The sequence below is a fragment of the Clostridia bacterium genome, assembly GCA_034926675.1.
Classification (GTDB): domain Bacteria; phylum Bacillota; class DTU025; order DTU025; family DTU025; genus JAYFQW01.
This window is the reverse complement of the sequence record JAYFQW010000006.1, coordinates 176,232-200,450: the sequence shown is the minus strand read 5'-3', so window position 1 is coordinate 200,450 and position 24,219 is coordinate 176,232. Positions and strand designations below refer to the sequence as shown.

The window sequence follows — 24,219 nt, the reverse complement described above, 5'->3', positions numbered from 1 at the left end:
CCCCGGGCCACTCGCCGCCGTATGGCCTTCGGTCAGTTTCGCGTTACGAACGCCTTCCGAGTCACTTGTCGCCGTCGACCCGCTTGAAGTCGGCGTCGATCACATCGTCATCGCCATCCCCGTGAGCCTGGGGCTGTGGACCTGCATCCTGCGCACCGCCGGCTTCCGGCCCAGCCTGAGCGCCAGAGCTCGCGGATGCCTGAGACTGCTTGTACAGCTCCTCCGACATCTTGTAAGAAGCCTGCTTGACCTCTTCGATGAAACGCCTGATCGAGTCGGTGTCGTTGTCTGCTATGGCCTTTTTCAGCTTGCCTAGCTCTTCCTCGATCTTGGCGCGGTCGCTTGCAGAGATCTTGTCGCCCAGATCCCGCATTGTCTTCTCGGTCGTATACACGAGCGTATCCGCCTGGTTCTTCAGTTCAATTTCCTCACGGCGCTTCTTATCGTCGGCCGCGGAGCGTTCCGCATCCCGCACCAGTTTCTCCACTTCCTGCTTGGAGAGTTGCGTTGAGGCGGTGATGGTGATTCTCTGTTCCTTGCCGGTGCCTAGGTCCTTGGCTGTCACATTCACTATGCCGTTGGCGTCGATGTCGAACGTGACCTCGATCTGGGGCACTCCGCGGGGAGCAGCGGGAATGCCCTGCAGAGTGAACTTACCCAGGGTCCTGTTGTCCCGCGCGAACTCGCGCTCGCCCTGAAGCACGTGGATCTCAACGGCTGTCTGCCCGTCGGCGGCCGTGGTGAAAACCTGGCTCTTTCTCGTTGGTATCGTGGTGTTCCTCTCGATCAGCTTGGTCGACACCTCGCCCAAGGTCTCGATGCCGAGGGATAGTGGGGTCACGTCGAGCAGAACTACGTCCTTAACTTCGCCAGACAGCACGCCGGCCTGGATGGCTGCGCCGACCGCCACGACTTCGTCGGGGTTGACGCCTCTATTGGGCTCCTTGCCGGTTAGCCTCTTCACCAGGTCTTGAATGACCGGCATTCTCGTGGCCCCGCCCACCAGGATGATCTCATCGAGGTCATTCACTGTGAGCTTCGCGTCGGAGATTGCCTGTCGGAACGGCTTGGTGCACCGCTCGGTGAGGTCTGCCGTGAGTTCCTCGAACTTCGCCCGGGTGATCTTTGCCTCTAGGTGCTTCGGCCCGGACTGGTCGGCCGTGATGAACGGCAAGCTTATGTTGGTCTCGAACACCTGCGAAAGCTCTATCTTGGCCTTCTCCGAGGCTTCGATAAGCCTCTGAAGCGCCTGGCGGTCCTTCCTCAGGTCGATTCCCTGCTCGCGCTTGAACTCGTCCGCCACATACTCCACTATTCGCTGATCGTAGTCATCTCCGCCCAGGTGCGTATCTCCTGAGGTGGACTTGACTTCGAATACGCCGTCGCCCACCTCGAGCACGGATACGTCGAAGGTGCCGCCGCCAAGGTCCCACACTAGGATGGTCTCGTTCGTTTTCTTGTCAAGCCCGTACGCCAAAGCCGCAGCCGTGGGCTCATTGATGATCCTGAGCACCTCTAGGCCTGCGATTCGCCCAGCGTCCTTCGTCGCCTGCCTCTGAGAGTCGTTGAAGTATGCGGGCACAGTGATGACTGCCTTGGTGATCGTTTCCCCCAGGTACTTCTCAGCGTCAGTTTTCATCTTCTGAAGGGTCATCGCTGAGATCTCTTCGGGAGGATAATCCTTGCCTGTTGCGGGTATCTCCACCCTGGCTTCATAGTTTGAGCCAGCCTTCACCTTGTATGTGACCCGCTTGCGCTCCTGCTCTACCTCGTCGTATCTGCGTCCCATGAAGCGCTTGATGGAATAAACTGTGTTCTCCGGGTTCAGCACTGCCTGCCTGCGGGCCAGCTGCCCCACGAGGCGCTCGCCCGACTTGGTGAAACCCACGACTGACGGAGTCAGACGCGAACCCTCCGCGTTGACTATCACCGTGGGGTTGCCGCCCTCCATAACTGCGATGACGGAATTGGTGGTCCCAAGGTCGATTCCTACAACTTTACCCATTCTTACTTACCCCCTCTGTAGGTCCGTTTGGCTGAAACCAATGCTTGATCTAGAGGTCATTGCCCTCGTCCGATCCGCCGGCCTTGCCGCCATCTCGAATCAGACCGCGGGTTACCTGGCTGTAGCGGAACCTGAGTGTTCCATCACTCGATTCCATTTCGAGGATTACCTTCACCCCCGCGAGGTTGACCCCTTCCTTGCGAACCAGGTAGCAGATGCGTTGCAGGAGCAGCAGGTCGTTTTCGGAGTAGAGCCTGATGTTGGCCTCGGTTCGGGCCGGCTGGAGCAGGCCCTCGCGTTCCATGACCCTGAGAGTCTGCTGGCTCACTCCGAGCAGACGTGCTGCTACGCTGATGGTGTAAACTGGTTCATCAGGTCCGTGCAGCCTCAATTCTGGTCACCTCGGAGTATTCTAGGTTCCTACTGTCAGTATAGGGCAGATGCCGCTTTTTTGTCAACGACATTATAACGTTCAATATAAGAAAGTTATATCAAGGCGACAACCTTCCCTCACATGCCCGACAGATACTCTGCCCGGAGAGGGCGCGAGCAATTCATGGACGCACTGGACTGGGATTGCGGATGAATAGGGGGGAGGCGCCATCACCACGACAGGCTGATGCCGATGCTCTTGGGGAGGATCCACTCAATGGCAAAGCCGCTGATGATGTCGTACCTGAGTCGCGATGACGCTGATGTGAATGAAGGCTTGGCTACGACGGATAGTTCTGCAGTAAGCGGGCCCAGGAATAGCTCAAACCTGCCGGAGAGGCAGGGGGTAGGGCATGGGCATCCTTCAAGGCGGATTCCATGGTCAGACCACGCCAGTCCGCCGCCTGCCCATACGCGCGACAGGAAATCGCGATGGATCGATGCCTCTGCCAAGCAGATCAAGGCGTCATCCGCCTTCGTCAGGATCATGCGGGCCGACGGTGCAGGCGAGAGCCGCAGCTCCACTCCGGATCCGGAAGGCGGAGCGATTGCGTCGGGCGGATGATTCTCTCGGGCCATGGCGCATAGGGCGCTACTGGCAAAAAGGGCAATGGAATTGGGTTCGCGCACTGTGGCCTTCTGGTTTCGCGGTTCGATTCTGAGAATGTCCCGATATAGGGTGTGAACCCAGAATGCCTCAGGGATCGTGGCGAGGTCGATGTCTGGTCCTGTGAGTAGTACCGGCACGATGAGATCACTGCGGGAGAAGCCGAAATGACCTGCCCGCTGTCTGAGCGCATCGAACAGGCCGTTCGGAGGGTTGATGGCCACGACGACGTCACCTGCCAAAGGATTGGCCATGAATCTAGCGATGTCCACTGGAACAGCGGGGTAGTCCATGTGGCAGGTGCGTTCGAGCCACTCCCTGTCTGGCATGGCTTCTCCGCCGTATCCTGCGGCGTAGTACCCGAATGGGTCAGACCCTTCGAAGGAATACGACACGCCCTCCGAACTGGAGGTGAACACCACTTTCCCGCCCTTGTGCCAGCCGGCGACCACGCCTTGCGCTAGGCGGAAGAACGCGAAATCGACTGATTCCAGATCTGCGAGCCTCCGGGCTGCATCATCGGCCGAAGCGGGGTTGCGTAGGTACACATTCGGGTAGTAGGCGAATAGCAGGTCTTCTTCGAGGGCGCGTTCGACCGGCTCATCCCAACGGAGCAGAGAGGTGAGCGTCGATATCCCGTGATCCGCATAGATCACAAGGTTCACCTGTTCGTCGCCTAAGCTGTCCATGAGGAGGCCGAAAAACTCGTCGAACACTCGCATGCTCTGCACCTGTGCGTCAATGCCCATCACATGCCCCGAGGCATCGGTTCCGAACCAGAAGAACTCCACGATAGGATAGTCGCGCAGCATTCGAGGCGTGTTCAAGAGTGCGATGCCCGCGAGTGCGTCCATGCCCGGAATCCCCGTGATGAACTGCACGCGAGCATATGAAGGAACCGACAGAAACAGGTTCATGAAAGTCTTGGCCGCTGGGTGGACCGAGTCCGTGCTCCTGTCGTAGTACTCCCAGGCTACCGGATAGGGGTCCTCGATATTGCCCAGGTTCTTCAGCCTGGGGTACAATGACTCGGTTCCAGCTGGGAACAGGCTGGAGGCATTCCTCACAACCTTCCCATTGGAGAAGGCATGCTCCACATTGGGCAGTCGCCCTGCGTCGTATTCACTGAAGAACAACTGAGCAGAGAGTGCATCTAGGTGGATTATCAGGTAGGGCGCGCGAGAAGTGTGTCTGGTCTCTGCATCCTTCGCTGACGCTCGCGGGGCTGCGGCAGCCATGAGAAGCGCAGCCATGGTGCAGCAGGCGAGCATAACGGGCCAACGGAGACCTTTCGTTCTTGCGAGGCCCCCGACGGCGTTCCCCATGGCCAATCCCCTTTCGCTCGCGTCGAACTACGGCAATTGCCCGAATTGCGGTATCGCCGCTCTCGAATGATACGCGATCAGGGCTTAGCCTATTCCCTATTCGGGGGAGCACAGTCGTTGGGTGCACAGCGAAGGCTATCTATGCTAGGCAAGGCGCAAACAGCCGGCCCAGGCTCGCATTCCCGGTAGGACTGACGCTCTCGAGTGTCGAATACAGTCTGAAAGCAACGTCTTCGCAACACCTTTGAGACTATCCTGACTCGCACGCGAGGACGAATTGGGGAGTGTCCACTGTGGGGCGTCCTTGGAGGCGATATTCCGCAGCTGTAGTGCTGCTGATGGTCATAGGTTTCATCTCGTGGCGGGCGTGCTGTTCATGGCACGGTTTCACAGAGCCATCGCTTGCAGAGCGGCCTATCGCGGCCGCAGCCCCCATTGTAACGCCTGCAGCTGCGCCCGCGGTTGCGTCCGCGCTCGGGCCTGCACTCGGGTCCGCATCTGCGCGTGCGCCTGCTGGTGATGCTCTGTTGGAACTCGCCCGGTTTGACCAGGCAGGCCTGGGAAGGGCGGTGCTGGCCATTGCACGCGAATCCGCTGAACGCTCAGTCAGAGGCGAGACGGTGCTGTCCTCTTCCGAGATCGCGGAGCTTCTCCGCGTGCACGGCGCGCCCGACGGAGCTGCGGATCTCTTCGCTCGCAGGTCGGCGGGCGTCGTTGTCACAGTCGTGAGGAACAACTCCGTCCGGGCGTGCGTCGGATCCATATGGCCACAATGTGGAGCGTTGTGGGATGAGATCGCGAAGTCCGCCACCGACGTGGCGGCCCGGGATTTCCGCCATCCCCCGATCCGTCCAGAGGAGCTCGAATCGTGCCAGTATGCCATATCCTTCGTAGGCAGGCTGGAACGGGTTCAGCGGGGGCAGGCCTGGGATCCGGCGACCTGGGGTGTGTTTGTTAGGTCAGGGTCGAGAACAGGGCTCATACTCCCCCGGGAGGCTCGGACCCATGCGAAGCAGGTGAGCTGGGCGCTTTCGGAGGCAGGGATTCCTTCGGACGCGCCGTTCGAAATGTACAGATTCCGCACCGTTAAGTACGGTTGCTCATTGGCCGTGCGGTAGGCGGCAGGCCATAGGAGGTATGTCTGATGGAACTTAGGACGCGCGTTACTGGAACGGCAGTAGTGCTCTTCGCGGTGATGCTCCTGATGATGTCGACTGTGCCCGTGTACGGGGCCAGAGAGGCGAACGCGTGGGTGTTCGCCACCGCGCGCACCTATCTTCCAGAGGATCGTCCCGAGTTGGGGGTGAGGGGGTGGGGGATCGAGAAGCTCACCCTCGATGTATACCGGTTCGACGGCCGGGCGTATTTCGGGCAGGGCGGTCACGATGCAGTGTGGGAGCTTCACCGTGCGCAGTTCCCCGGGATGCGGCTCGTGAAGACTGTACGAGTGCCGGTCGCGCGCCCGGGCAAGTCGCTTCAGGCTGCGGTGAAGCTTGATCCGTTGCCCGAGGGCTGCTACGCGGTGATCGCTCGTTCTCCTCAGCTGAGAAGCAAGGAGACCACGTGGTTCACCGTGAGCAGGATAGGCCTGATATCCAAGCAGTCAGCTGGGAAGCTCCTGGTTTACGCTGTTGATCTGAAAACTGGGCAGCCTGCGCCTGGCGTCGCGATTGCCGCGAGAGGCTGGAACACTGAAGGCAGCCCGATCGCCATCGGCTCTTCAGATGGCGGAGATTCAGGAGGGTCGAAGTCCGCTTCCTCGGGCATATCAGGTATAACGGATGCCTTTGGGCTGTTCACTGCCGTACTCAAGCCCGGGGTGGCGTCGGCAATCGCCACTGGCTCGCGCGGCGAGGATTTCGCCTTCCTTTACTCTTCCAATTGGTGGGATGCACGATCCCGCAAGATATACATCTATACAGATAGGCCCGTGTACAGGCCGAACAATACGGTGTACTTCAAGGGCATCGCCAGATCGCAAGGAGAGGCGGGCTATTCGGTACTGGCGGATCGCACCGTGTCGGTGGAGATTCGCGACGCACGATCGAACCCGATATATCGTAGGGAGCTCACCACTAACAACTGGGGCTCCTTCTCCGGGGAGTTCACATTGGGCGCCGAACCGTCGCTCGGGGAGTACTCCATCGTTGCGACTATCGATGGGGAGCAACACTGGGGCGATTTCAGTGTGGCGGAATACCGCAAGCCCGAATGGTCTGTCGATGTGACGTTTGATCGTTCAACCTATGTCGCAGGTGATCGAGTGGAGGCCCGATGTGAGGCGAAGTACTACTTCGGCGAGCCTGTGCAGAACGCCGAAGTGACCTACCGCGTGTACACGCAGCCTGCGGGCTTCCTTGGAAAGCGCGATGACGACGGTTTCGACGAGGCCTACTGGGGCGGCGAAGATGGCGTGTACGGGGGGTACTACGGAGATGTCGTCACTCAGGGGACCGCTGTCACCGATTCCTCAGGCGTTGCCCAAGTCTCCTTCATCGCGCCCAGGGCCGCAACGGGCAACTACAAGTGCATCGTAGAGGCTGATGTCGCCGACGCCACGAACAAGAAGGCATCTGGACGAGGGTCCACGACGGTTGCCATGGGGACCTTCGATATCGACATCTCCACCGATAGATACATGGCCGCCGTGGGCGAGCGCTTCAACGTGAAGGTGAGGACTGTCTCTCTTGATGGCTCTCCTGCGTCACGAAAGCTCAGCATAGAAATGCTGAAGAGAACCTACACGGAGAAGGGGTACACTGACTCTCCAGTGTCGACGAAGGCTGCGGAGACTCCAACCTCAGGCGTCGCCGAGGTCTCCATGGAGGCAGCGCAACCAGGAACCGTGGTGCTACGGGCCAGAGGCGCCGATGAACGGGGCAATGAAATAGTCACCGAGGATTACATCTGGGTGACTTCCGGAGCAATGGGGTGCGATGCCGAATTCCGGCATGACATCACAGTCGTGTGCGACAAGCCCCGCTATGCCATTGGCGATACTGCGAAGATTCTGGTGACTGCGCCTTCAGACGTGCATTCAGTCCTTCTGACGGTTGAAGATAGCGAGATCCGGCATTCGCAGGTGGTTGCGTTGGAAAGCGGGTCGGCGCTGGTGGATCTGCCCATCGTGGCTGACTGCGCCCCGAACACATATGTGTGTGCGACTGCCGTGGCGGCACGGGTCATGCAGACTGCGTCGCGTGGAATCGTGATCGATGTTCCCGAGCGCATCCTGAGTGTGGAGATTCAGCCCAATAAGGCCAGTTATCGTCCTGGTGAGACCGCAACATACCTGGTGACCACCAAGGATTCCAATGGAGACGCAATGCCAGCTGAGGTATCATTCGGGCTTGTCGACGAGTCGATATACGCCGTAAGGCCAGACACCACTATCGAGATCGAGAAGTTCTTCCACGGGCGGCGTCAGAACTCAGTTACGACTGAGAACTCCTTCCCGCTTACGTACTACGGAGGAGCAGACAAGGAGGGCGGATCCGAGACCACCCGAAAGGACTTCCCGGATACTGCGATGTGGATCCCTTCGATTGTGACAGATGCCAACGGCCACGCCGTTGTGCAGGTGAAGATGCCGGATTCGCTCACAACGTGGAGAGCCTGCGTGAAGGCGCATACCTGCGAGACTGTGGTGGGCCAGGCGCAGGCCAAGGTTACAGTCAGCCTGCCGCTCGTGGCGAGGCTGGCGCTTCCGCGTCACTACACCATGGGGGATCGTGGCTCTGTGACCGGAGTGGTCCACAACTACACGCGCTTTACCAGAAGAGCCAGCGTGACCTTGAAAGCAGAGGGCGCAAACGTCATTGGACGAGTGAAGAAGTATGTGTCTATAGAACCAGGCGGCCAGGCTACGGTGGAGTGGGATGTGGAGCCCACAGGCGTCGGTCAGGCCAAGTTCACTATCCGCGCGAGATCCTGGTTCATCACTGACGGTGTCGAGCTATCAGTGCCGGTTCTTCCCTTTGGAGAGAAGGGCGAAGGGACATGGGCGGGGGAGATCTCTCCTTCCGAGGGCCAGCCCAGCGCGGTTATGGAGTTCGAGCTGCCTGCCGACTCGGTGAGTGGAACTGAGGCCGTGACGCTGGACGTCTCACCTGGGTACGCAGGGGTGGTCGAGGGAGCCCTTGACTATCTGGCAGCCTATCCGTATGGCTGTGTGGAACAGACCATGAGTGCGTTCATGCCAGATGTCCTGGCTCATGAGGCATTCGCCTCACTTGGAGTGTCTATCTCCAGAAGCCAGGAGGAACTGGCCGCCATGGTGAACTCCGGACTAGCCAGGCTCTACAAGTACCAGCACGATGACGGCGGGTTCGGATGGTGGGAGTTCGATCAGAGCATGCCCTGGATGACATCGTACGTGCTATACGGGCTATCAAGGGCGAAACGAGCTGGCTTCGAGGTCAGCGAGGAAGCGATATCCCGGGCTGCAGCCTATCTCAGGTCAGAGCTGCCAAAGATCGAGAAGCCCGCTGATCGGGCGTATGCCTACTACGCTCTGGCTACCCAGGGAACTCTGGACCAGGCGACTGAGAAGTCCCTTTCCAAGTTCGCGAAGATCCAGTTCTCAGAGGCGAAACCGGCGCCACTCGCCATAGCCTACGCCGCTCTCGCTTCGGCTTCATCTGGCAACATGGAGATCGCCAGAGAGGGCGCGGAGCGCCTGGCTGCACTGGCCGTGAGGTCATCCGGCCAGACATACTGGAAGACAGAAGACTCCTCCTACTGGTGGAGGAGTGAAACCGCTGAGAGCACGGCATGGGCCATGATGGCCATGCTTGAGGCAGAGCCTGCGAGTCCGCTGATACCAGAGGCCGCCAGGCATTTGGCCGTTGTCCGGGACGGTTCACAGTGGCGCTCCACCAGGGAATCGGCAGCAGGAGTGATCGCACTGGTCGAGTACATGCTCCATTCCCACGAGGACATTGCCGCGGAGCGTGAGGTCACCGTCATGGTGAACGGACAGGAGGCCGGGAAGCTGCGTGCAGGCGGGGGCGCCGCTGGAACGGTGGATTCCTCGTCGGCAGCATCCCTCGAGATCGATCGCAAGTTCCTCAAGCCTGGGGCGAATGTGGTGGAGATCACATCCGCAGGCGGAGCGGTGCATTACTCGATGAAGGCATCGTGGTGCGCGCCAGCTGACGAAATCAAGGCCAGCGGCGACTGCGCCACGATCACGCGCGAATACTTCAGAGTGGACCGCGCTGCAGTGCCGCCCAAGGGAGAGAGCTACTCCGTTCAGTCCTTTTCAGGGGAGGCGAAGGTAGGGGAGGAACTGCTGGTCAGAGTGACCGTTGATGCGAAGTCGGCTCTTGAGTACATGGCGTTCGAAGACCCAGTCCCATCCGGCTTCGAGATCGTCGAGGATTTCGCTGACCCGTACTCCTGGAACTACTGGTACGACAGGCGCGAGGCGCGCGACAATCGGATGGTCTTCTTCTCCACCTGGATTGATGCGGGGAAGCGGAGGGTTTTCGAATACGTCATAGCCCCTGAGCGGCCAGGGATATACAGAGTGATGCCCACCAGGGCGTGGTCGATGTACTATCCAGACCTTACGGCACATGGAGATAGCGCCGAGATCAGGGTGGTCGGGAACAGATGAGGCGTCGCGCACGGGTTGCCCTGGGAGTCGCTCTCGCGGTGGTTTCGGCAGGGGTGTGCATTATCGTCGGACTCGGGTCGTTGCGTGGGCGAGGCAATCGGAGCAGTTCTCCAGCTGTGTTCGTTCTCGGACGCTCCACTACTTCGCTGGACCCAGATCAGAAGAGCAGAAACCAAAACGTGGCTCTGGCCGCGGCGAGCCTGAATGGCGCTGTTGTTGAGCCTGGCGGTGAATTCTCGTTCAATGGGGTCGTGGGCGAGCGCGGTGAGGAGCAGGGGTACGGGCCTGCCCGCGTCATTGTTGACGGGAAAAGCGAATCCGGAATAGCGGGGGGCATATGCCAACTCTCGTCCACTATGTACAACGCGGCCCTGCTTGCAGGAATGGAGATAACCGAAAGGCGCCCTCATTCCAGGCCAGTGCCTTACCTTCCGGCTGGGCTGGATGCCACTGTGTCCTATGGGGCTCGGGACTTGAGATGGGTGAACACGCGCGCCGAAGCCGTGACAGTGCGGGCTGCGGTGGATGGTCCGAGAGTCGCGGTATGGATAGAGGGGGACTCGGAAGGACCGGAAATCCGCCTGTTCACGCAGACGGTCGAGGTGATTCCTCCGAGGCCGATGGCGCCTCCAGATCCTACGGGCCGCGCAACCACGCCTTCGCCTCCTGGTGCGCGCACCATCGCTCAGCGTGGCTCCGCGGGGTACAGGGTCCAGGTCTGGGCGGAGAGGCAGTCGTCCGATGGCGGACGCACCCGGGAGCTAGTATCCACCGACCTCTACGAGCCGGTGAACGCGGTAGTCAAGTGATCAGAGCCAAGCATGCCCCGGCACGCTAGATCCTCGAGAATGACCGCGACGCCATCATCATTTGACGATGGGGCCATCATGTCGGCGGCGCGTGCTGCGCCCGTGGAGGCGTTTCCCATCGCCACTCCGAGCCCGGCATACCTTAGTAGTTCGATGTCGTTGTCTGAATCCCCGAAGGCCACAATCTCTGCTCGATCCACATCCAGGCATCTGGCGACGTATTCAAGGCCCAGGCCCTTGTGCACTCCGTGGGCGAAAACATCCACCAGAGCCGTGCCCGACCTGTCAACCCCATAGTCCATTAAGGACACTTCAGAGGCGTATGTTGTGGCAAGCTCCGCAAGGATAGAGGCCATAGCGCCGCGCCCCCGAGTTTGGATACTGACCTGCACTGGATCCGCGCAGCATGCTTCCTCGAAACTCGCAGCCAACTTGGCGCAGCCGACAGGATGTGGGAACCACCTCCGGATATCCTCTACTTCCGCCTGTGAGATCGCGGTTATCGACCGGCCAAGGTGCGCGTTCTCATACACCGATACATGAGCTCCCACCGATTTTGCCATGTTGCAGATCTCAACTGCGACCTCTCTTGGCATGTGCTTCGCCATGAGGATCTCCTCGTCGGGAATGCTGTACACTACCGCTCCGCAGTGGGCCACTAGAGGTCCGTTAACGTCCAGATCAACAGCCACAGGTGTGGTGGCTGCGATGCGTCTGCCAGTGACCAGAGTGGTGCTAGCTCCGCGATCCTTTGCCAGCTGCATCGCCTGCCGCAACCTGTCGCTTGCTGTCCCGTCGCCTCTGAGCAGTGTTCCATCGATGTCACATGCAACTAGTTTGAACAACAGGCGCGTCACTCCCTGATTCATTTCTCAGCATCTCCTGGGGGTAGTCATACAGGAGCACTGTTGGCGCCGACGGGGCGAGTTCCTCCCACCAGTCCTTGAAGCCACCCTCATGAAGCAACCTCATTAGTTCGGGATCCACGGGCACACTTGCCTCTATCCCCCTTGCGCCATGCTCCATCGCGTGCCGAATACCTGCGGATAGCGCAGCGAGGCCTGCACATCCTGAACCCTCCATGAACCTAATGCATAGCTGGGTCGGGTTCGGATCATTTCGCGGAGCCTCGTGGCTGGGCTGAAGCAGCAGGAGGGCTTCCGGATGCGCGCGGTCGCCTCCCGCGGCGAAGAGCGCGCCTTCTGCTATCGACGTCGAGATGCTCCCGCGAGTCGCAGGCTCGAACATGAAACCCCAGGGCAGCATGGCGCCGGCCTTCGCCACGAAACTGGATCCGGCGATGCGCGCAATCAGTGCGGCGCAATCCGCCTCCCGGCGCGCGCTCACTTGAACGGCCTGGACGCCGCCGGCGAGGCTGGCCGCTCTGGCCTGCGCTTCCTCCATCTCGCGGAGGCCTTCTATGCTCAGGTAGCGGAAGCCGCTGATTCGGCGGAAACCCAGACTCTCATTGAGGTGAATGCTCTCGATATTGTCAACAGATGTTGCGAATCGCAGAGTGCGCAGCCCTGCTGACCTGGCCGTTTCAATCAGGGCGATGGCAATTGCCCTAGCCGTGCCCTTTCCTCGGAAGTGGGAATCGACTCTCAGCCCTTCACACCAGCCGCAATCGGGTCCCTGGAGGGTGAGCTTGCCGAATCCACGCAGCAATCCTTCAACCTCGGCTGCGATGAATATCCCTTTCTCATCGTTTATCCAGTCCTGGGCTATTGCTGGAACGTAGTCGCTGCCATCCCATATGTCAGAGCTGATTCGCACAATTGTAGGCATGTCATCGTGTCGAACTCGTCTGAGCACAATCTCCATTCCTTCTACCTCACCACGATCTCGTCGAGAATTCTTCCCAGAGCGCCGGGAAGCGACAGGCCGAGGATCCATGCGATTGTTGGGGCGATATCGATCAGGCGTGCCTCGCGAACAGAAGTTCCAGCCTGGATGCGGGGTCCAGCAGCTACTAGTAAGGTGTGCATGTCGCTTTTCTCCGGCAGGTAACCATGGTAGGCTCGACATTGAGCTGGGGCCACCAGATTGCCTGTTAAGGAGTCGGAGAAGTAGTATCCCGGACGCGCCTCGAGCACAAAAGCCGGGCCATCACATTTGGTGCATTCCCGTACCGACTCGATGCCAGTTGCCTCTCCATCGGCGGCCAGTTCATCAAGGATAACTGCCACGCGATCCCTGGCTGACTCATCGGAGACGTAAACATGCGCTGATCCTCCGCAGGAGTTCAGTGCGGCTTTCCATGACCGCACATTCCCATCAGGCGAGAGTGCGATAAGGCCATTGCGTGCGAAGACCGAATTCAGGTTGATGACCCACGAGGTGTTCGATTGCCCATGGTCTCCCGTGATGATGACAACGGTGGAACCCGCAATTCCAGCATCGTCGATTGCCGTAAGGATCTGGCCTATCCTGAGGTCCTCCTGGGCTAGGCAGGCCTGGACCTCTGGCGCGTCTACTCCATGCGCGTGTTTCACCGTATCGAGATCGGACAGGTGGAGCATCGTGAGACCCGGCCTCTTGGTCTTCAACATATAGGCAGTGGACGCGGTGATGAAGTCATCGATCCGGCTGGTATCGAAACCATCCAGCATATGGCCGTACCTGGCATTCAGCACCAGAGCCGTGATCGGACTCGCGTTCGCGAGAATGAGCATCATCTGACTCTCACCCGGCCTGGTAGGCCATATTTCTGGGATCAAGTAGTCGATCTCGGCGCGGGATGTGGTTGGCCACAGGATGCAGGCAGTGCGGATATGTTTGTCAGCGGCGGCCTGGTATATCGTGCGCGCCTTGATATCCCGTGCGTAGAAGTAGTATGCAGGATTGGAGTTGCCCACCTGCAGTGGGTAGTTGGCTGTGATGCCGTGCACGTCGGGGGTTACTCCGGTGACGATCGTCGCATGTGCTGGGTAGGTGATGGACGGATACACTGACACAACTGACTGCACCGTTGCACCCTGGGAAATCAGTCTGCCCAGGTTCGGCAGTCCTGCGATGAATGGGAGGTCACGCGCTGCAAGCGCGTCTAGGGAGATGAGCACGACGTGCTTGACTGCAACGGTCGCCTCGGCGGCGCCCATAAGGAAGACGATAAACGCCGCCAGAATGGCGATTTTGGCAAACCTCTTCAAGCCCATTCCTCCCGCGTGCAGAGTGAGAATCCATTCAATTATACCCTATGGCGGCAGCGCAGTTGAAGGGATTCGCGAGAGGAAGGCGAATTCAAATCCGTGGTTTGCCGAGACATAGTGCAGGGGGAGTGGTGCAGTGACAGAGAACCGTGAAGCCGGGGGCGATAGGGAAGCCAGGCTCGCGAGGGCCGAGGAGAGGCTGCTTACGCTCCCGGGCGTTGTTAGGGTGAGAGTCCTGGCCGCCGTCGAGGGCGATGAGATACATGTGATGGTGGCAGGGCAGCTGGATCAGGATGAGATCAAGAGAATGAAGAAGGACATAGAGACTGTGTACCTGCTGGAGGTGGGCGAGAAGGTCGACTACCGGCGGGTGAGCATCGCGCAGGTCGGCGAGGCGCCCGAATCCGGAACAAATGCCTTGAGGCGGCCTGTTTTGAGCAGAGTGGCGATCGAGTACGGGCCGAAACACAGCATGATTGGCCACGTCACCTTGGACTATGAAGGCGAGTCATTCTGCGGCACTGCCTGCGGGTGTGCAGTGAACGATTCGGTTGATCAGGTGATGAAACACGCGGCCCTGGAGGCAGTCCAGGCTCTGCTAGGCGCCAAGTATCGGCTGCAGGCGGACTGCAGCATCATCGGAGATAGAGTCATCACAGAAGTCACCATAATAGGCCGGGATTCAGGAGAGAGGAGACGGTACATAGGAGCCGCTTACAAGAAGGACGATCTCCCGACCTCCGTTGTCCGTTCCATACTCCAAGCACTGAATAGGCAACTAGAGCGCGCCGCCGATTTGCAGTAGAAGCGGCGCGATTGCTGGTTTGAGTTTGCCCGTCGCAGCACGAGATGAGATCTGAAGATGAGCTGAGCCTCCCGTTTGCTAGGTTGATTGTGGGAGGTGAAGCGTGTGAAGAAGTTCGCACTCGTCAGCTTCATAGCTGCCGCCATGACACTCGTTCTGTCAGTCATGGCTTTCGCAGAGACCTGCCTGATAAAGTAGCGCGACGACGCGCCAGGGTGCTTGCTGCGACGGGCCCCTTCTCGAGTCTCGCTATATCTAGGCCTTGCTTGGTCCGAAGGGGGTGTCGATGTGCCCGAGAATAGCAACAGGCTATGTATCTCATACATGTTCAGCCTTATCGCAGCAGCTGTGATTCTAGTCGCAACGAACTCGGCTTTGGAGATTCCTATCGGATCCGCCGCGGTGTTCGTCGCCCTCCTGTGGGCATCGTCACTGTCTGTGATCAACCTCCACAGTACTGTTGTGGTCATGGTGCTTCCAGTGATGATGATCTCAGTCATGAAGTACGATGCGGGCACTACTGCGCTTGTCGCAGCTATAGGAAGTTTGAGCCTTCAGGAGTACAGGATACTGGTCGAGTGCAATCCTGCGGGGCTAGCTGTGCTGAAGATGGTGTGCAACCGAGCGATCATAGCCCTGTGCGCTCTCGCATCCTACGCCGTGTTCCACCTCGTTTGGCCGTATCTTGCACCAGATTTCTCCAGCATCAGGTTTCTGCTCGCCGCTATCGCTTCTGGTCTCGCCTGGGTGCTTGTGTCTGGCGTCACGGTCAATCTCCACGTGATGCTTTCACAGCCGCAGTTCAGGTTCAGGCTGGATCCAGGCGTGGTGTTCGCATCATTGAACTCAGTGCTTCCGTCGGCTCTGATGGGCCTCATGGCCGCAGCGCTTTACGAGTACGGCGGGCTCATTGCGTACATTCTAACTGAGGCATTCTTCATCTCCAACAAGAATTACACTCAGCGCGCCCTCGTGAAGCAGGAGAACGCGGAGCAGATCAATGTGGCCTTGGCACGGATCATCGATTCCAAGGATCACTACACCGGAGGTCACTCCGAACGGGTTGCCATGCTTGCGAGGCGCCTCGCGGAGGCTTATCATCTCTCTAGAGGCGAGGTTGAGGAGATAGAGTACGTGGCCAGGCTCCATGACATCGGAAAGGTGAACCTCTCGGATCAGATCCTAACCAAGACGAAGTCGCTTTCACCTGAGGAGTTCGACGAGATTCGCAAACACCCAGCCTGGGGCGCTGAACTCATCCGAGGTATGGAGAAGATATATGGCGACAAAGACTATCGCGCGATACTCGAGCATCACGAGAGATACGATGGAGGCGGGTATCCAGATGGCAAGAGAGCCGAAGAGATATCCCTCTGGGCGCGCATTCTGGCGATATGCGATGCGTATGACGCGATGACTACTGAGAGGGTCTACCGGCCTGCTGTTCCCAAGGACGTGGCGTGCGCAGAGATCGGGCGATGCGCCGGGACGCAGTTTGACCCGAAACTCGCGACGCTCTTCCTCAGCAAGGTTCAGGGGTGGTAGTAGTATGGGACGGAGCATGTTGTTTGGGATAGTTGGGGGTCTGGGCTTATTCCTGTACGGGATGACACTCACAGGCGAAGGCCTGCGGCGCGCGGCGGGCGAGCAGATGAGGCATGTGCTCGAGGTCCTCACGTCAAGCCCAATCAAGGGCGTTCTTGTGGGCGCCATAGTGACGGCAGTGATGCAGAGCAGCAGCGCCACAACTGTCATGTTGGTAAGCTTCGTGAACGCAGGCCTCATGACTCTCAGGCAGACGCTTGGAGTCATAATGGGCGCCAACATCGGCACCACAGTCACGGCTCAGCTCATAGCGTTTAACCTGGCCGACTATGCGCTGCCGGCCATAGGCATCGGCTTCCTTATGTACTTGCTGGCCCGCAGAAAGGTGTGGAAAAGCGTCGCCCAGGTGATCCTGGGCTTCGGGATTCTATTCCTAGGGCTTTCCACGATGACCGCTGCCGTTGCGCCTCTCCGTGAAAGCCAGGCGTTCATGAACGCCATGAGGACCTTTGGCGCCCGACCCATTCTTGGGCTGCTCGTGGGGCTTGGAATGACCCTGGTGGTGCAGAGCAGTGCGGCCACCATCGGAATGCTCATGGCGGTTGCCATCGCATCTCCTGAAATCGTGACCATCAACGTGGCCATTCCCATTCTCTTAGGAGACAACATCGGGACATGCATCACCGCAATGCTCGCGAGCATAGGTACGAATCGGACTGCGAGGCGCACGGCTCTCGCCCACCTTCTGTTCAACGTGTTCGGCGCGGTTGTGGTCATGCCGTTCCTCACTCCTTTCAGCTGGCTCGTAAAGTCAGTTTCCCCCGCTTCCGACATACAGAGGCAGATTGCCAATGCCCATACCATATTCAACCTGCTAAACACCTGCATCTGGTTGCCAGGCACTGCGCTCCTAGAGAGGATCGTGACCAGGATGATCCCAGGTCACGATGTTGTGGAGGAGACTGGACCTAAGTATCTGGACAAGCGAATGTTGAACACTCCAGCGGTGGCGCTGGACCTTGCGACAGCGGAGACGGTGAGGATGGCGAACATCGTCCACGCCATGCTTGGGAATGCGCGGTCCGCTCTGCTCAATGGATACACTGCCCAGCTAGATTCGGACATCTCGACTCGTGAGGAGACCGTCGATGGGCTTAACAGGGAGGTAGTGTTGTATCTGTCCGACATGGTAACCAAGAGCTCGCTCAATGAGCAGCAGTCCGCAAGGCTCACCGGGCTCATGCACTCCGTGGGCGATGTTGAACGGATGGGCGATATGGCGGAGCAGATGATGTCGTACGCCAGGCAGAAATACGACATGAAACTGTCGTTTTCCGACGAGGCAGCGGTTGAACTTCGAGAGGTCATGGACCTCGCTGATAGCATAGTGCGTAGAGGGACCGATGCCCTTTCCGACGGAGACGAGGAAGCCGCCGCGGAAGTGTATTCCATGCATAGGCGGCTTGACGACCTGACGGACCAGCTTAGGGTGAACCACATCTACCGGCTCAACGAAGGCAAGTGCGTGTCAGGGTCAGGCGTGGTCTTTGTGGAGCTGATGAATAACCTGGAGCGTGTGGGAGACCTCGCTGTGAATCTAGCCGACGCAGTACTCGGCAGGAAGAGCCCAAGGGTGGATCGGGTGGAGAAGGCCGAGTCCAAACCGAAGGCGTGAGTTAGGAGGAACCGCGGGCCATATGGAATCGAAGCGGGCGAGGGACTTCACCACCGGAAGCATGCCAAGGCATCTGCTGGCGTTCGCGATGCCGATGTTCATAGGCAATCTGCTGCAGGCGGCGTACAATACGGTGGACAGCATCTGGGTTGGAAGGTATCTGGGGCCGCAGGCGCTTGCCGCGGTCTCTGTTGGTTTTCCCGTAATATTCGCGCTCATAGCGTTGATCACGGGGCTTACTCTGGCCACAACCACGTTGGTGTCGCAATACTACGGAGCGCGCCTTCACGATAAGGTCCATGCGACGGTCGCCAACTCTCTCACACTCCTGAGCATTCTCGGGCTTGGCCTCGCAGGGCTCGGCTACATCATTCGATGGCCTCTGCTTCGGCTGCTCAATGCACCGCCAGACATCATCGAAACGGCGGCAGTCTACCTAGGGATATACATGCTTGGCCTGCTGCCGACATTCATCTATAGCGTTTCCAGCTCCATACTGCGGGGCCTGGGTGATTCCCAAACCCCGATGACTTTCCTTGCGGCCGCAACCATAATGAACATCATACTCGATCCGATCATGATATTCGGTATCGGCCCGTTCCCGAAGATGGGGGTGGCCGGCGCGGCCTGGGCGACCGTAATCTCACAGGCATTCTCCGCATTGCTTGCCATCATGCACCTGATCCGCAAGATGCACGTGGCGGACAGCCTCAGGGGCCTGCTGCGTCTGGATTGGGATCTCACATGGCTTACCATGAAGATCGGCCTTCCCGCGGGCGCCCAGCAGACTGTGATGTCTATGGGCATGATGGTTGTGAACTCCATTCTGAACAGATTCGGCAGTGTGGCGGTGGCTGGAGCCGGCGCCGGCAGCCGCATTGAGCAGTTCGCGTTCATGCCTGCAATGAGTGTGGGGCTTGCTGTTTCGGCCCTGGTTGGGCAGAACCTGGGCGCCGGACGCGAGGACAGAGTGGAGCAGGCGGTCAAGTGGGGAAGCATTCTGGCGATGTCGATCACTGCCGTGGTGGCCGCTGTGGCCCTTCTGATTCCACGAGTCCTCCTCGCGTCGTTCGCCAAGGATGCAGCGGTCTTGGCTGCGGGCTCAGCGTATCTGAGGTGGAGCGCTCTGGCATTCATCCCATTGGCGGCGATGTTCGTGGTGGCAGGGGTGTTGCGAGGTGCGGGCGATACTCTGCCCACCTTCTTCATCACCCTGGCCTCGCTGTGGCTGATCAGAATCCCGCTGGTCACGGTTCTCTCCCGCACTAGCCTCGGAGCTGAGGGAGTGTGGGCTGGAATGGCAGTGGGCCCCTATGTTGGCCTGTTGCTCACATACCTGTATTACCGGACAGGTAAGTGGAAAGGTAAGGCCGTGGCTCGGCGCGCCGTCCCTTCGGACATAGGGCTTGACGGCGACCCAGACATTGAAACAGGAATTCCTCTGGGAGAGGACGAACAACTAGTACCTTGACCGGCGCGCGTGTGTGATCCTGGTCCACTGACCAATGAATGGAGATGATTGCTTGTTGTCACATGAGAATGTAGAGGATATCCCCGAGAGGAAGGATGTTCCCGTCTCGCTCAAGTGGAAGCTTGAGGACATCTACGGATCGGACGAGATGGTCGAGGCTGACATGTCGATCATCAAGTTCAAGCTGCCGGAACTTGGCGCCTTCGCCGGACGGCTGGGCACGGACGGATTGACTCTTCTCGCAGGCCTGGAGCTTAAGGACGAGATTGAGGAGCTCGCATCCAGGGTATTCGTCTACACCCATATGCGTAAGGACGAAGATAATGCAAATCCGAAATACCAGGCGATGCATGATCGGGCAGCCAGCCTTGCGGTGGAAGTGGGCTCAGCTGCTTCTTTTGTGAGTCCGGAGATCTTGGCCATACCCGAAGAGAGCTTGGAGCGGTTCATCTGTGATACGCCAGGTCTGGGTCTTTACAGGCAGTACCTTCACAGTGTTGCGCGCCGACGCGCCCATACTCTTACCGTAGCTGAAGAGCGAATCATCGCTATGGCAGCCGAGATGGGTCACGGGGCGTCGACCATATTCTCAATGCTGAACAATGCGGACGTCAGGTTCCCATCCATCGTTGATGAGGGTGGGAACAGCGTGGAGGTAACCAAGGGCCGATTTATCAAGTTCATGGAGAGCCGTGACAGGAGGGTGAGGAAGGATGCGTTCGATGCCCTCTACTCATCCTACAGATCTCTTCTCAACACGATTTCCGCCTCGTATTCCGCGTCGGTGAAGGCAGATGCCTTCAACACTCGGGTGCGGAAGTATGACTCCTCACTGGCTGGGTTCCTCGACCGTGACAACATCCCTGTGGATGTGTATGGCAATCTCATCGATGCGGTGAGGAGCAGGCTGGATCTGATGCATCGATATGTGGCGCTGCGAAAGAGGTCGCTAGGCCTCGATGAACTGCACATGTATGATATCTACGTCCCGATCATTCCTGATATCGATTGGAAGGTATCGTATGATGAGGCGAGAGAGATGGTGAAGGAGGGCCTGCACCCCCTGGGTGAGGCCTACGGAGCCCAGCTCTCGGCGGGGCTTGAGATGGGATGGGTCGACGTGGCGGAAAACCGGGGCAAGACCTCTGGCGCCTACTCGTGGGGCGCCTACGGAGCGCATCCGTATGTGTTGCTGAACTGGCAGGACACTCTGAACAATGCGTTCACGCTTGCTCACGAGATGGGCCACGCGATGCATTTCCACTACTCCTGGTCCAGGCAACCGTTCGTATACTCCGACTACTCGATCTTCGTCGCTGAGGTGGCATCCACCGTCAATGAGGTTCTTCTCATGGAGCACCTTCTGAGGAAGACAACCGACCCAGTGCGCCGCATGTATCTGCTAAACCACTGCCTTGAGGAGTTCAGAGGCACCGTGTTCAGGCAGACGATGTTCGCTGAGTTCGAACGCGAGGCCCACCGGATGTTCGAATCTGGACAGGCGCTCACCCCGGAGGCTATGTGCGAGAAATACATCGAACTGAACAGGGCCTACTACGGGCCGGAGATCGTGCACGACGAGGCGATCGCTGCGGAGTGGGCAAGGATACCCCATTTCTATAACGCGTTCTACGTGTACCAGTACGCCACAGGCTACTCCGCCGCTGTGGCTTTGGCCAACAAGATCATTTCAGAGGGGGTTCCTGCCCGCGAGAGGTACATCGAGTTCCTCTCCGGAGGGAGTTCTAAGTACCCGATTGACCTGCTTCGAGGCGCAGGGGTCGACATGGCCTCCCCGGAGCCAGTCGTGAAGGCCCTCGATGTGTTCGAAAGATGCCTTACTGAGATGGAATCCTTTTTCGCAAACAGGTAGGGAAAGGTGCGCGCGGTTGGGTGGACACCGTTCGGGCTGTGGTATATCATATAACAGGCAGCTAGATGCGGGTTTTGAGGAGGTGGACGATATGGGCCTTGGGGCATCTCCTGCTGTTGCCGTCGGCGGTCAGGAGCTCTTCGAGTTGTACTATCCGGGCGATGATCTTGGGGCAGTCTACTCGTCTGCATCCACGCAGTTCCGGGTGTTCGCCCCCACTGCGCTCGCAGCGTGGGTTGCTTTGTACGCTACCCCGGACTCTTTAGCCTGCGAGGTCGTGGAGATGCATCCGGATTGCGATGGAACATGGGTTGCGTCGGTTGCCGGCGATCTGGCTGGAATCTGCTATACGTACAGAGTTCGCCACGGAGGTGGCGTGAACGAGGCTGTTGATCCATACGCTCGCGCCCTCACACTCAATGGTGTGCGGGGCATTGTGGTCGATCTCGCTGCAACTAATCCCCAGGGATGGGCGGGGGACGAGCGCCCGCCGTTCTGCCGACCGACTGATGCAGTTGTGTATGAAACGCACGTGCGGGACTACACCGTATCGCGCACATCCGGCGCAGCCCACCGCGGGAAGTACCTTGGTCTTTCCGAGAGAGGCACACGAGGCCCAGGTATGGTCCGAACAGGCATTGACCATCTGGTAGAGCTGGGAGTCACCCATGTGCATCTCATGCCCATAATGGACTACGCATCTGTGGACGAGTCAGACTCACAGGCCTACAACTGGGGATATGATCCTTACCACTTTTTCGTCCCTGAGGGCTCGTATTCCATCGCGCCGGAGTGTGGAACGGCCAGAATCACTGAGGTGAAGCGCCTGGTGCAGGCGATGCACCAGGCAGGGATCAGGGTGATACTGGATGTCGTGTTCAACCACACCTACACAGTGGAGGATTCGCCGTACCACCTCATCGTTCCCGACTACTATCATCGTACAGGTGGAGCCTGCCGATTCACCAACGGATCCGGGTGCGGAAATGAGCTCGCTACTGAGAGACCGATGGTGAGAAAGCTTGTGCTTGACTCGCTCAAGTACTGGGTGCGCGAGTACCGTGTGGACGGGTTCCGTTTTGACCTCATGGCTCTCATCGACTACGAGACGGTCAAGGAGATAGCCTCCAGCATGAGGACCATTGACCCCACTCTGCTCATCTACGGCGAACCGTGGTCCGGCGGTCCTTCGGGGCTGCCGACCTCCAGAATGTTCACAAAAGGCCGACAGCGTTCCCTCGGTGTCGCACTGTTCAACGATGGCTTCCGCAATGCGATCAAGGGAGACAACGACGGCGCCGGACAGGGCTATGCGACTGGGGCGCCAGGGCGCGAACTGGCGGTGATGAGCGGTGTTGTGGGTGCGATCCGCTATTCCCAGGAGATACATGATTTTGCACAGGCCCCTGGGGAGTCTGTGAACTACGTGTCGTGTCACGATAACCTGACTCTATGGGACAAGATCGTCCGATCTAGTCCATTCGATTCGAAGTCCGATCAGATTAGGCTGGATCTCCTGGCGCAGGCCATCATACTCACTTCTCAGGGGATCCCGTTCATTGAGGGCGGAGCCGAGATCCTTCGCACTAAGGGCGGCAACCGAAACAGCTACTGTGCAGGGGATAGTGTCAACGGGTTCGATTGGGGTCGAAAGGGCGAGTATCGGGCGGTGTTCGATTACTATCGGGGCCTGATCCAGATGAGGCGCTCTCACCCCGCTTTTCGCATGGCGTCAACCGCTGATATCGCCAGGAATCTGAGATTCCTTCGCGTGCCCGCGGGCGTAATCGCGTTCTCCATCGACGGAAAGGCAGCTGGGGATGACTGGGAGACCATCGTTGTGATCTACAACGCGAACAGGAACCCTGTTGAACTGGCCCTTCCGTCAGGAGGGCCCTGGAAGGCGGCAGTCGCCGGGATGCGTGCCGGCGTCCAATCGCTCAGGCGGGGTGCATTCAGATTCCTGCCGGTTGGCGCCTGTGATGATCAACACACGTCGGTGGTGGTCGCCCCGATCAGCGCTGCTGTGCTCTTCAAGTGACAGCTTGGAGGTGAGTTGCGCATGCCTGCTAACTTCACGCCGCAGTACATGGAGGCTGGGGAGGCGTTCAAGCGGGCCACTGCGACTGAAGACAAGATTGCAGCCCTTGAAGAGATGCTTCGCGCTATCCCGAAGCACAAGGGCGCCGACTCGTTGGCAAGCTCATGAAAGCGAAGGTTGTCGTCGCGCCGTATCCGTTCGCGACCATCAGGCCAGTCCCAGGCATGATGCCATTCAAGGACATCCTAATGCAGCTAGCTGATTCACCTCCGATATCCGCTGACACAGGTATGACCGGCTTGTCGTCGAATTGTATATAGGTGTGCATCCAGGCGATGAGGAGGGCGATCACAAGTGAGAGCTTTGCTTGTTTATTACTCCAGAAGCGGCGCAACAGAACGGCTGATGAAGGCGATAGGGGCTTCTCTCGAATCCCGCGGCCACAAGGTGGAATATTGCTCCCTTGAACCTGTTAAGGCCATGAGCTACGCGGCAGCAGGGTGGGCCGCATTTCGGAAACGCGAAGCGCGGCTCAAGGAGGGAGCTCCGCGATCCCTCCGCGCGCACGAGCTAGTGCTGATCGCCGGTCCGGTGTTCGCTGGAAGGGCCCCGGCCGAACTCAATACCTTTCTCAACAGCATGCCGGATGCGGTGGGACGCCGTGTTGGCGTGTTTGCGACTATGGGCGGGCCCAACGCAGAGGGTCAGCTGCGCCAGATCAAGGCCAAGGTTGAGAAGGCGGGCGGGATGATCATCTATGAGGATGCTGTGAAGAGGCCCATGGTCATGAACCCAGATCAATGCATGAGGAAAGCTGATGACATCGTGGAGCAACTGCTCCGACCGTCGGTTTGGTGAG

Annotated in this window: 17 protein-coding genes; 11 read left to right on the top strand and 6 right to left on the bottom strand. The window is 58.9% G+C overall.

The window, feature by feature from the left end; genetic code table 11:
- Window positions 1-61 precede the first annotated feature (61 nt).
- The 3 genes from dnaK to VB144_03195 all read right to left on the bottom strand — a co-directional run bounded on the left by dnaK (window position 62) and on the right by VB144_03195 (window position 4,369).
- Window positions 62-2,005 (bottom strand): molecular chaperone DnaK, encoded by a 1,944-nt coding sequence (gene dnaK, locus VB144_03205; protein MEA4882665.1) that lies wholly within the window; start codon window positions 2,003-2,005, stop codon window positions 62-64.
- Window positions 2,006-2,054: 49 nt separating this feature from the next.
- Window positions 2,055-2,396 (bottom strand): MerR family transcriptional regulator, encoded by a 342-nt coding sequence (locus tag VB144_03200; GenBank protein MEA4882664.1) that lies wholly within the window; start codon window positions 2,394-2,396, stop codon window positions 2,055-2,057.
- A gap of 212 nt (window positions 2,397-2,608) precedes the next feature.
- Window positions 2,609-4,369, bottom strand: a complete 1,761-nt coding sequence (locus VB144_03195; GenBank protein ID MEA4882663.1) for an alkaline phosphatase family protein — start codon at window positions 4,367-4,369, stop codon at window positions 2,609-2,611.
- Between the two features lie 293 nt (window positions 4,370-4,662).
- On the opposite strand from VB144_03195, the gene VB144_03190 reads away from it, so the two are divergent.
- The 3 genes from VB144_03190 to VB144_03180 are packed head-to-tail and all read left to right on the top strand — an operon-like array spanning window position 4,663 to window position 10,798.
- Window positions 4,663-5,487 carry an AMMECR1 domain-containing protein gene (locus VB144_03190; GenBank protein MEA4882662.1) on the top strand — a complete coding sequence of 275 codons (825 nt, stop codon included), beginning with the start codon at window positions 4,663-4,665 and terminating at the stop codon, window positions 5,485-5,487.
- Window positions 5,488-5,513: 26 nt separating this feature from the next.
- Window positions 5,514-9,989 (top strand): MG2 domain-containing protein, encoded by a 4,476-nt coding sequence (locus VB144_03185; protein MEA4882661.1) that lies wholly within the window; start codon window positions 5,514-5,516, stop codon window positions 9,987-9,989.
- A complete protein-coding gene (locus tag VB144_03180) occupies window positions 9,986-10,798 on the top strand; it encodes a VanW family protein (protein MEA4882660.1) in 813 nt (270 codons plus the stop codon). The genes VB144_03185 and VB144_03180 overlap by 4 nt, the downstream gene beginning before the upstream one ends.
- Here the strand turns inward: VB144_03180 and VB144_03175 are convergent.
- From VB144_03175 to VB144_03165, 3 genes are read right to left on the bottom strand one after another with little or no spacing between them, the layout of a single operon-like run.
- On the bottom strand, window positions 10,768-11,643 hold the full coding sequence (locus tag VB144_03175) for an HAD family hydrolase (GenBank protein ID MEA4882659.1): 876 nt from the start codon (window positions 11,641-11,643) through the stop codon (window positions 10,768-10,770). The genes VB144_03180 and VB144_03175 overlap by 31 nt on opposite strands.
- Window positions 11,621-12,622 carry a GNAT family N-acetyltransferase gene (locus VB144_03170; protein ID MEA4882658.1) on the bottom strand — a complete coding sequence of 334 codons (1,002 nt, stop codon included), beginning with the start codon at window positions 12,620-12,622 and terminating at the stop codon, window positions 11,621-11,623. The genes VB144_03175 and VB144_03170 overlap by 23 nt, the downstream gene beginning before the upstream one ends.
- A 5-nt stretch (window positions 12,623-12,627) precedes the next feature.
- A complete protein-coding gene (locus tag VB144_03165; GenBank protein MEA4882657.1) occupies window positions 12,628-13,950 on the bottom strand; it encodes an ectonucleotide pyrophosphatase/phosphodiesterase in 1,323 nt (440 codons plus the stop codon).
- A gap of 136 nt (window positions 13,951-14,086) precedes the next feature.
- Between VB144_03165 and VB144_03160 the strand changes: the two genes are divergently transcribed.
- The 8 genes from VB144_03160 to VB144_03125 all read left to right on the top strand — a co-directional run bounded on the left by VB144_03160 (window position 14,087) and on the right by VB144_03125 (window position 24,218).
- Window positions 14,087-14,755, top strand: a complete 669-nt coding sequence (locus tag VB144_03160; protein ID MEA4882656.1) for a hypothetical protein — start codon at window positions 14,087-14,089, stop codon at window positions 14,753-14,755.
- 288 nt (window positions 14,756-15,043) lie between these two features.
- Window positions 15,044-16,300, top strand: coding sequence for an HD-GYP domain-containing protein (locus tag VB144_03155; GenBank protein MEA4882655.1), 1,257 nt, complete (start codon window positions 15,044-15,046; stop codon window positions 16,298-16,300).
- 4 nt (window positions 16,301-16,304) lie between these two features.
- A complete protein-coding gene (locus tag VB144_03150) occupies window positions 16,305-17,975 on the top strand; it encodes a Na/Pi cotransporter family protein (protein MEA4882654.1) in 1,671 nt (556 codons plus the stop codon).
- Window positions 17,976-17,997: 22 nt separating this feature from the next.
- Window positions 17,998-19,446, top strand: coding sequence for an MATE family efflux transporter (locus VB144_03145; protein MEA4882653.1), 1,449 nt, complete (start codon window positions 17,998-18,000; stop codon window positions 19,444-19,446).
- A gap of 55 nt (window positions 19,447-19,501) precedes the next feature.
- Window positions 19,502-21,319 (top strand): oligoendopeptidase F, encoded by a 1,818-nt coding sequence (gene pepF / locus VB144_03140; GenBank protein ID MEA4882652.1) that lies wholly within the window; start codon window positions 19,502-19,504, stop codon window positions 21,317-21,319.
- 91 nt (window positions 21,320-21,410) lie between these two features.
- Window positions 21,411-23,360, top strand: coding sequence for a type I pullulanase (gene pulA, locus VB144_03135; GenBank protein MEA4882651.1), 1,950 nt, complete (start codon window positions 21,411-21,413; stop codon window positions 23,358-23,360).
- 21 nt (window positions 23,361-23,381) lie between these two features.
- Window positions 23,382-23,528, top strand: a complete 147-nt coding sequence (locus tag VB144_03130; protein MEA4882650.1) for a hypothetical protein — start codon at window positions 23,382-23,384, stop codon at window positions 23,526-23,528.
- 186 nt (window positions 23,529-23,714) lie between these two features.
- A complete protein-coding gene (locus VB144_03125) occupies window positions 23,715-24,218 on the top strand; it encodes a hypothetical protein (protein MEA4882649.1) in 504 nt (167 codons plus the stop codon).
- Window position 24,219: the final 1 nt, after the last annotated feature.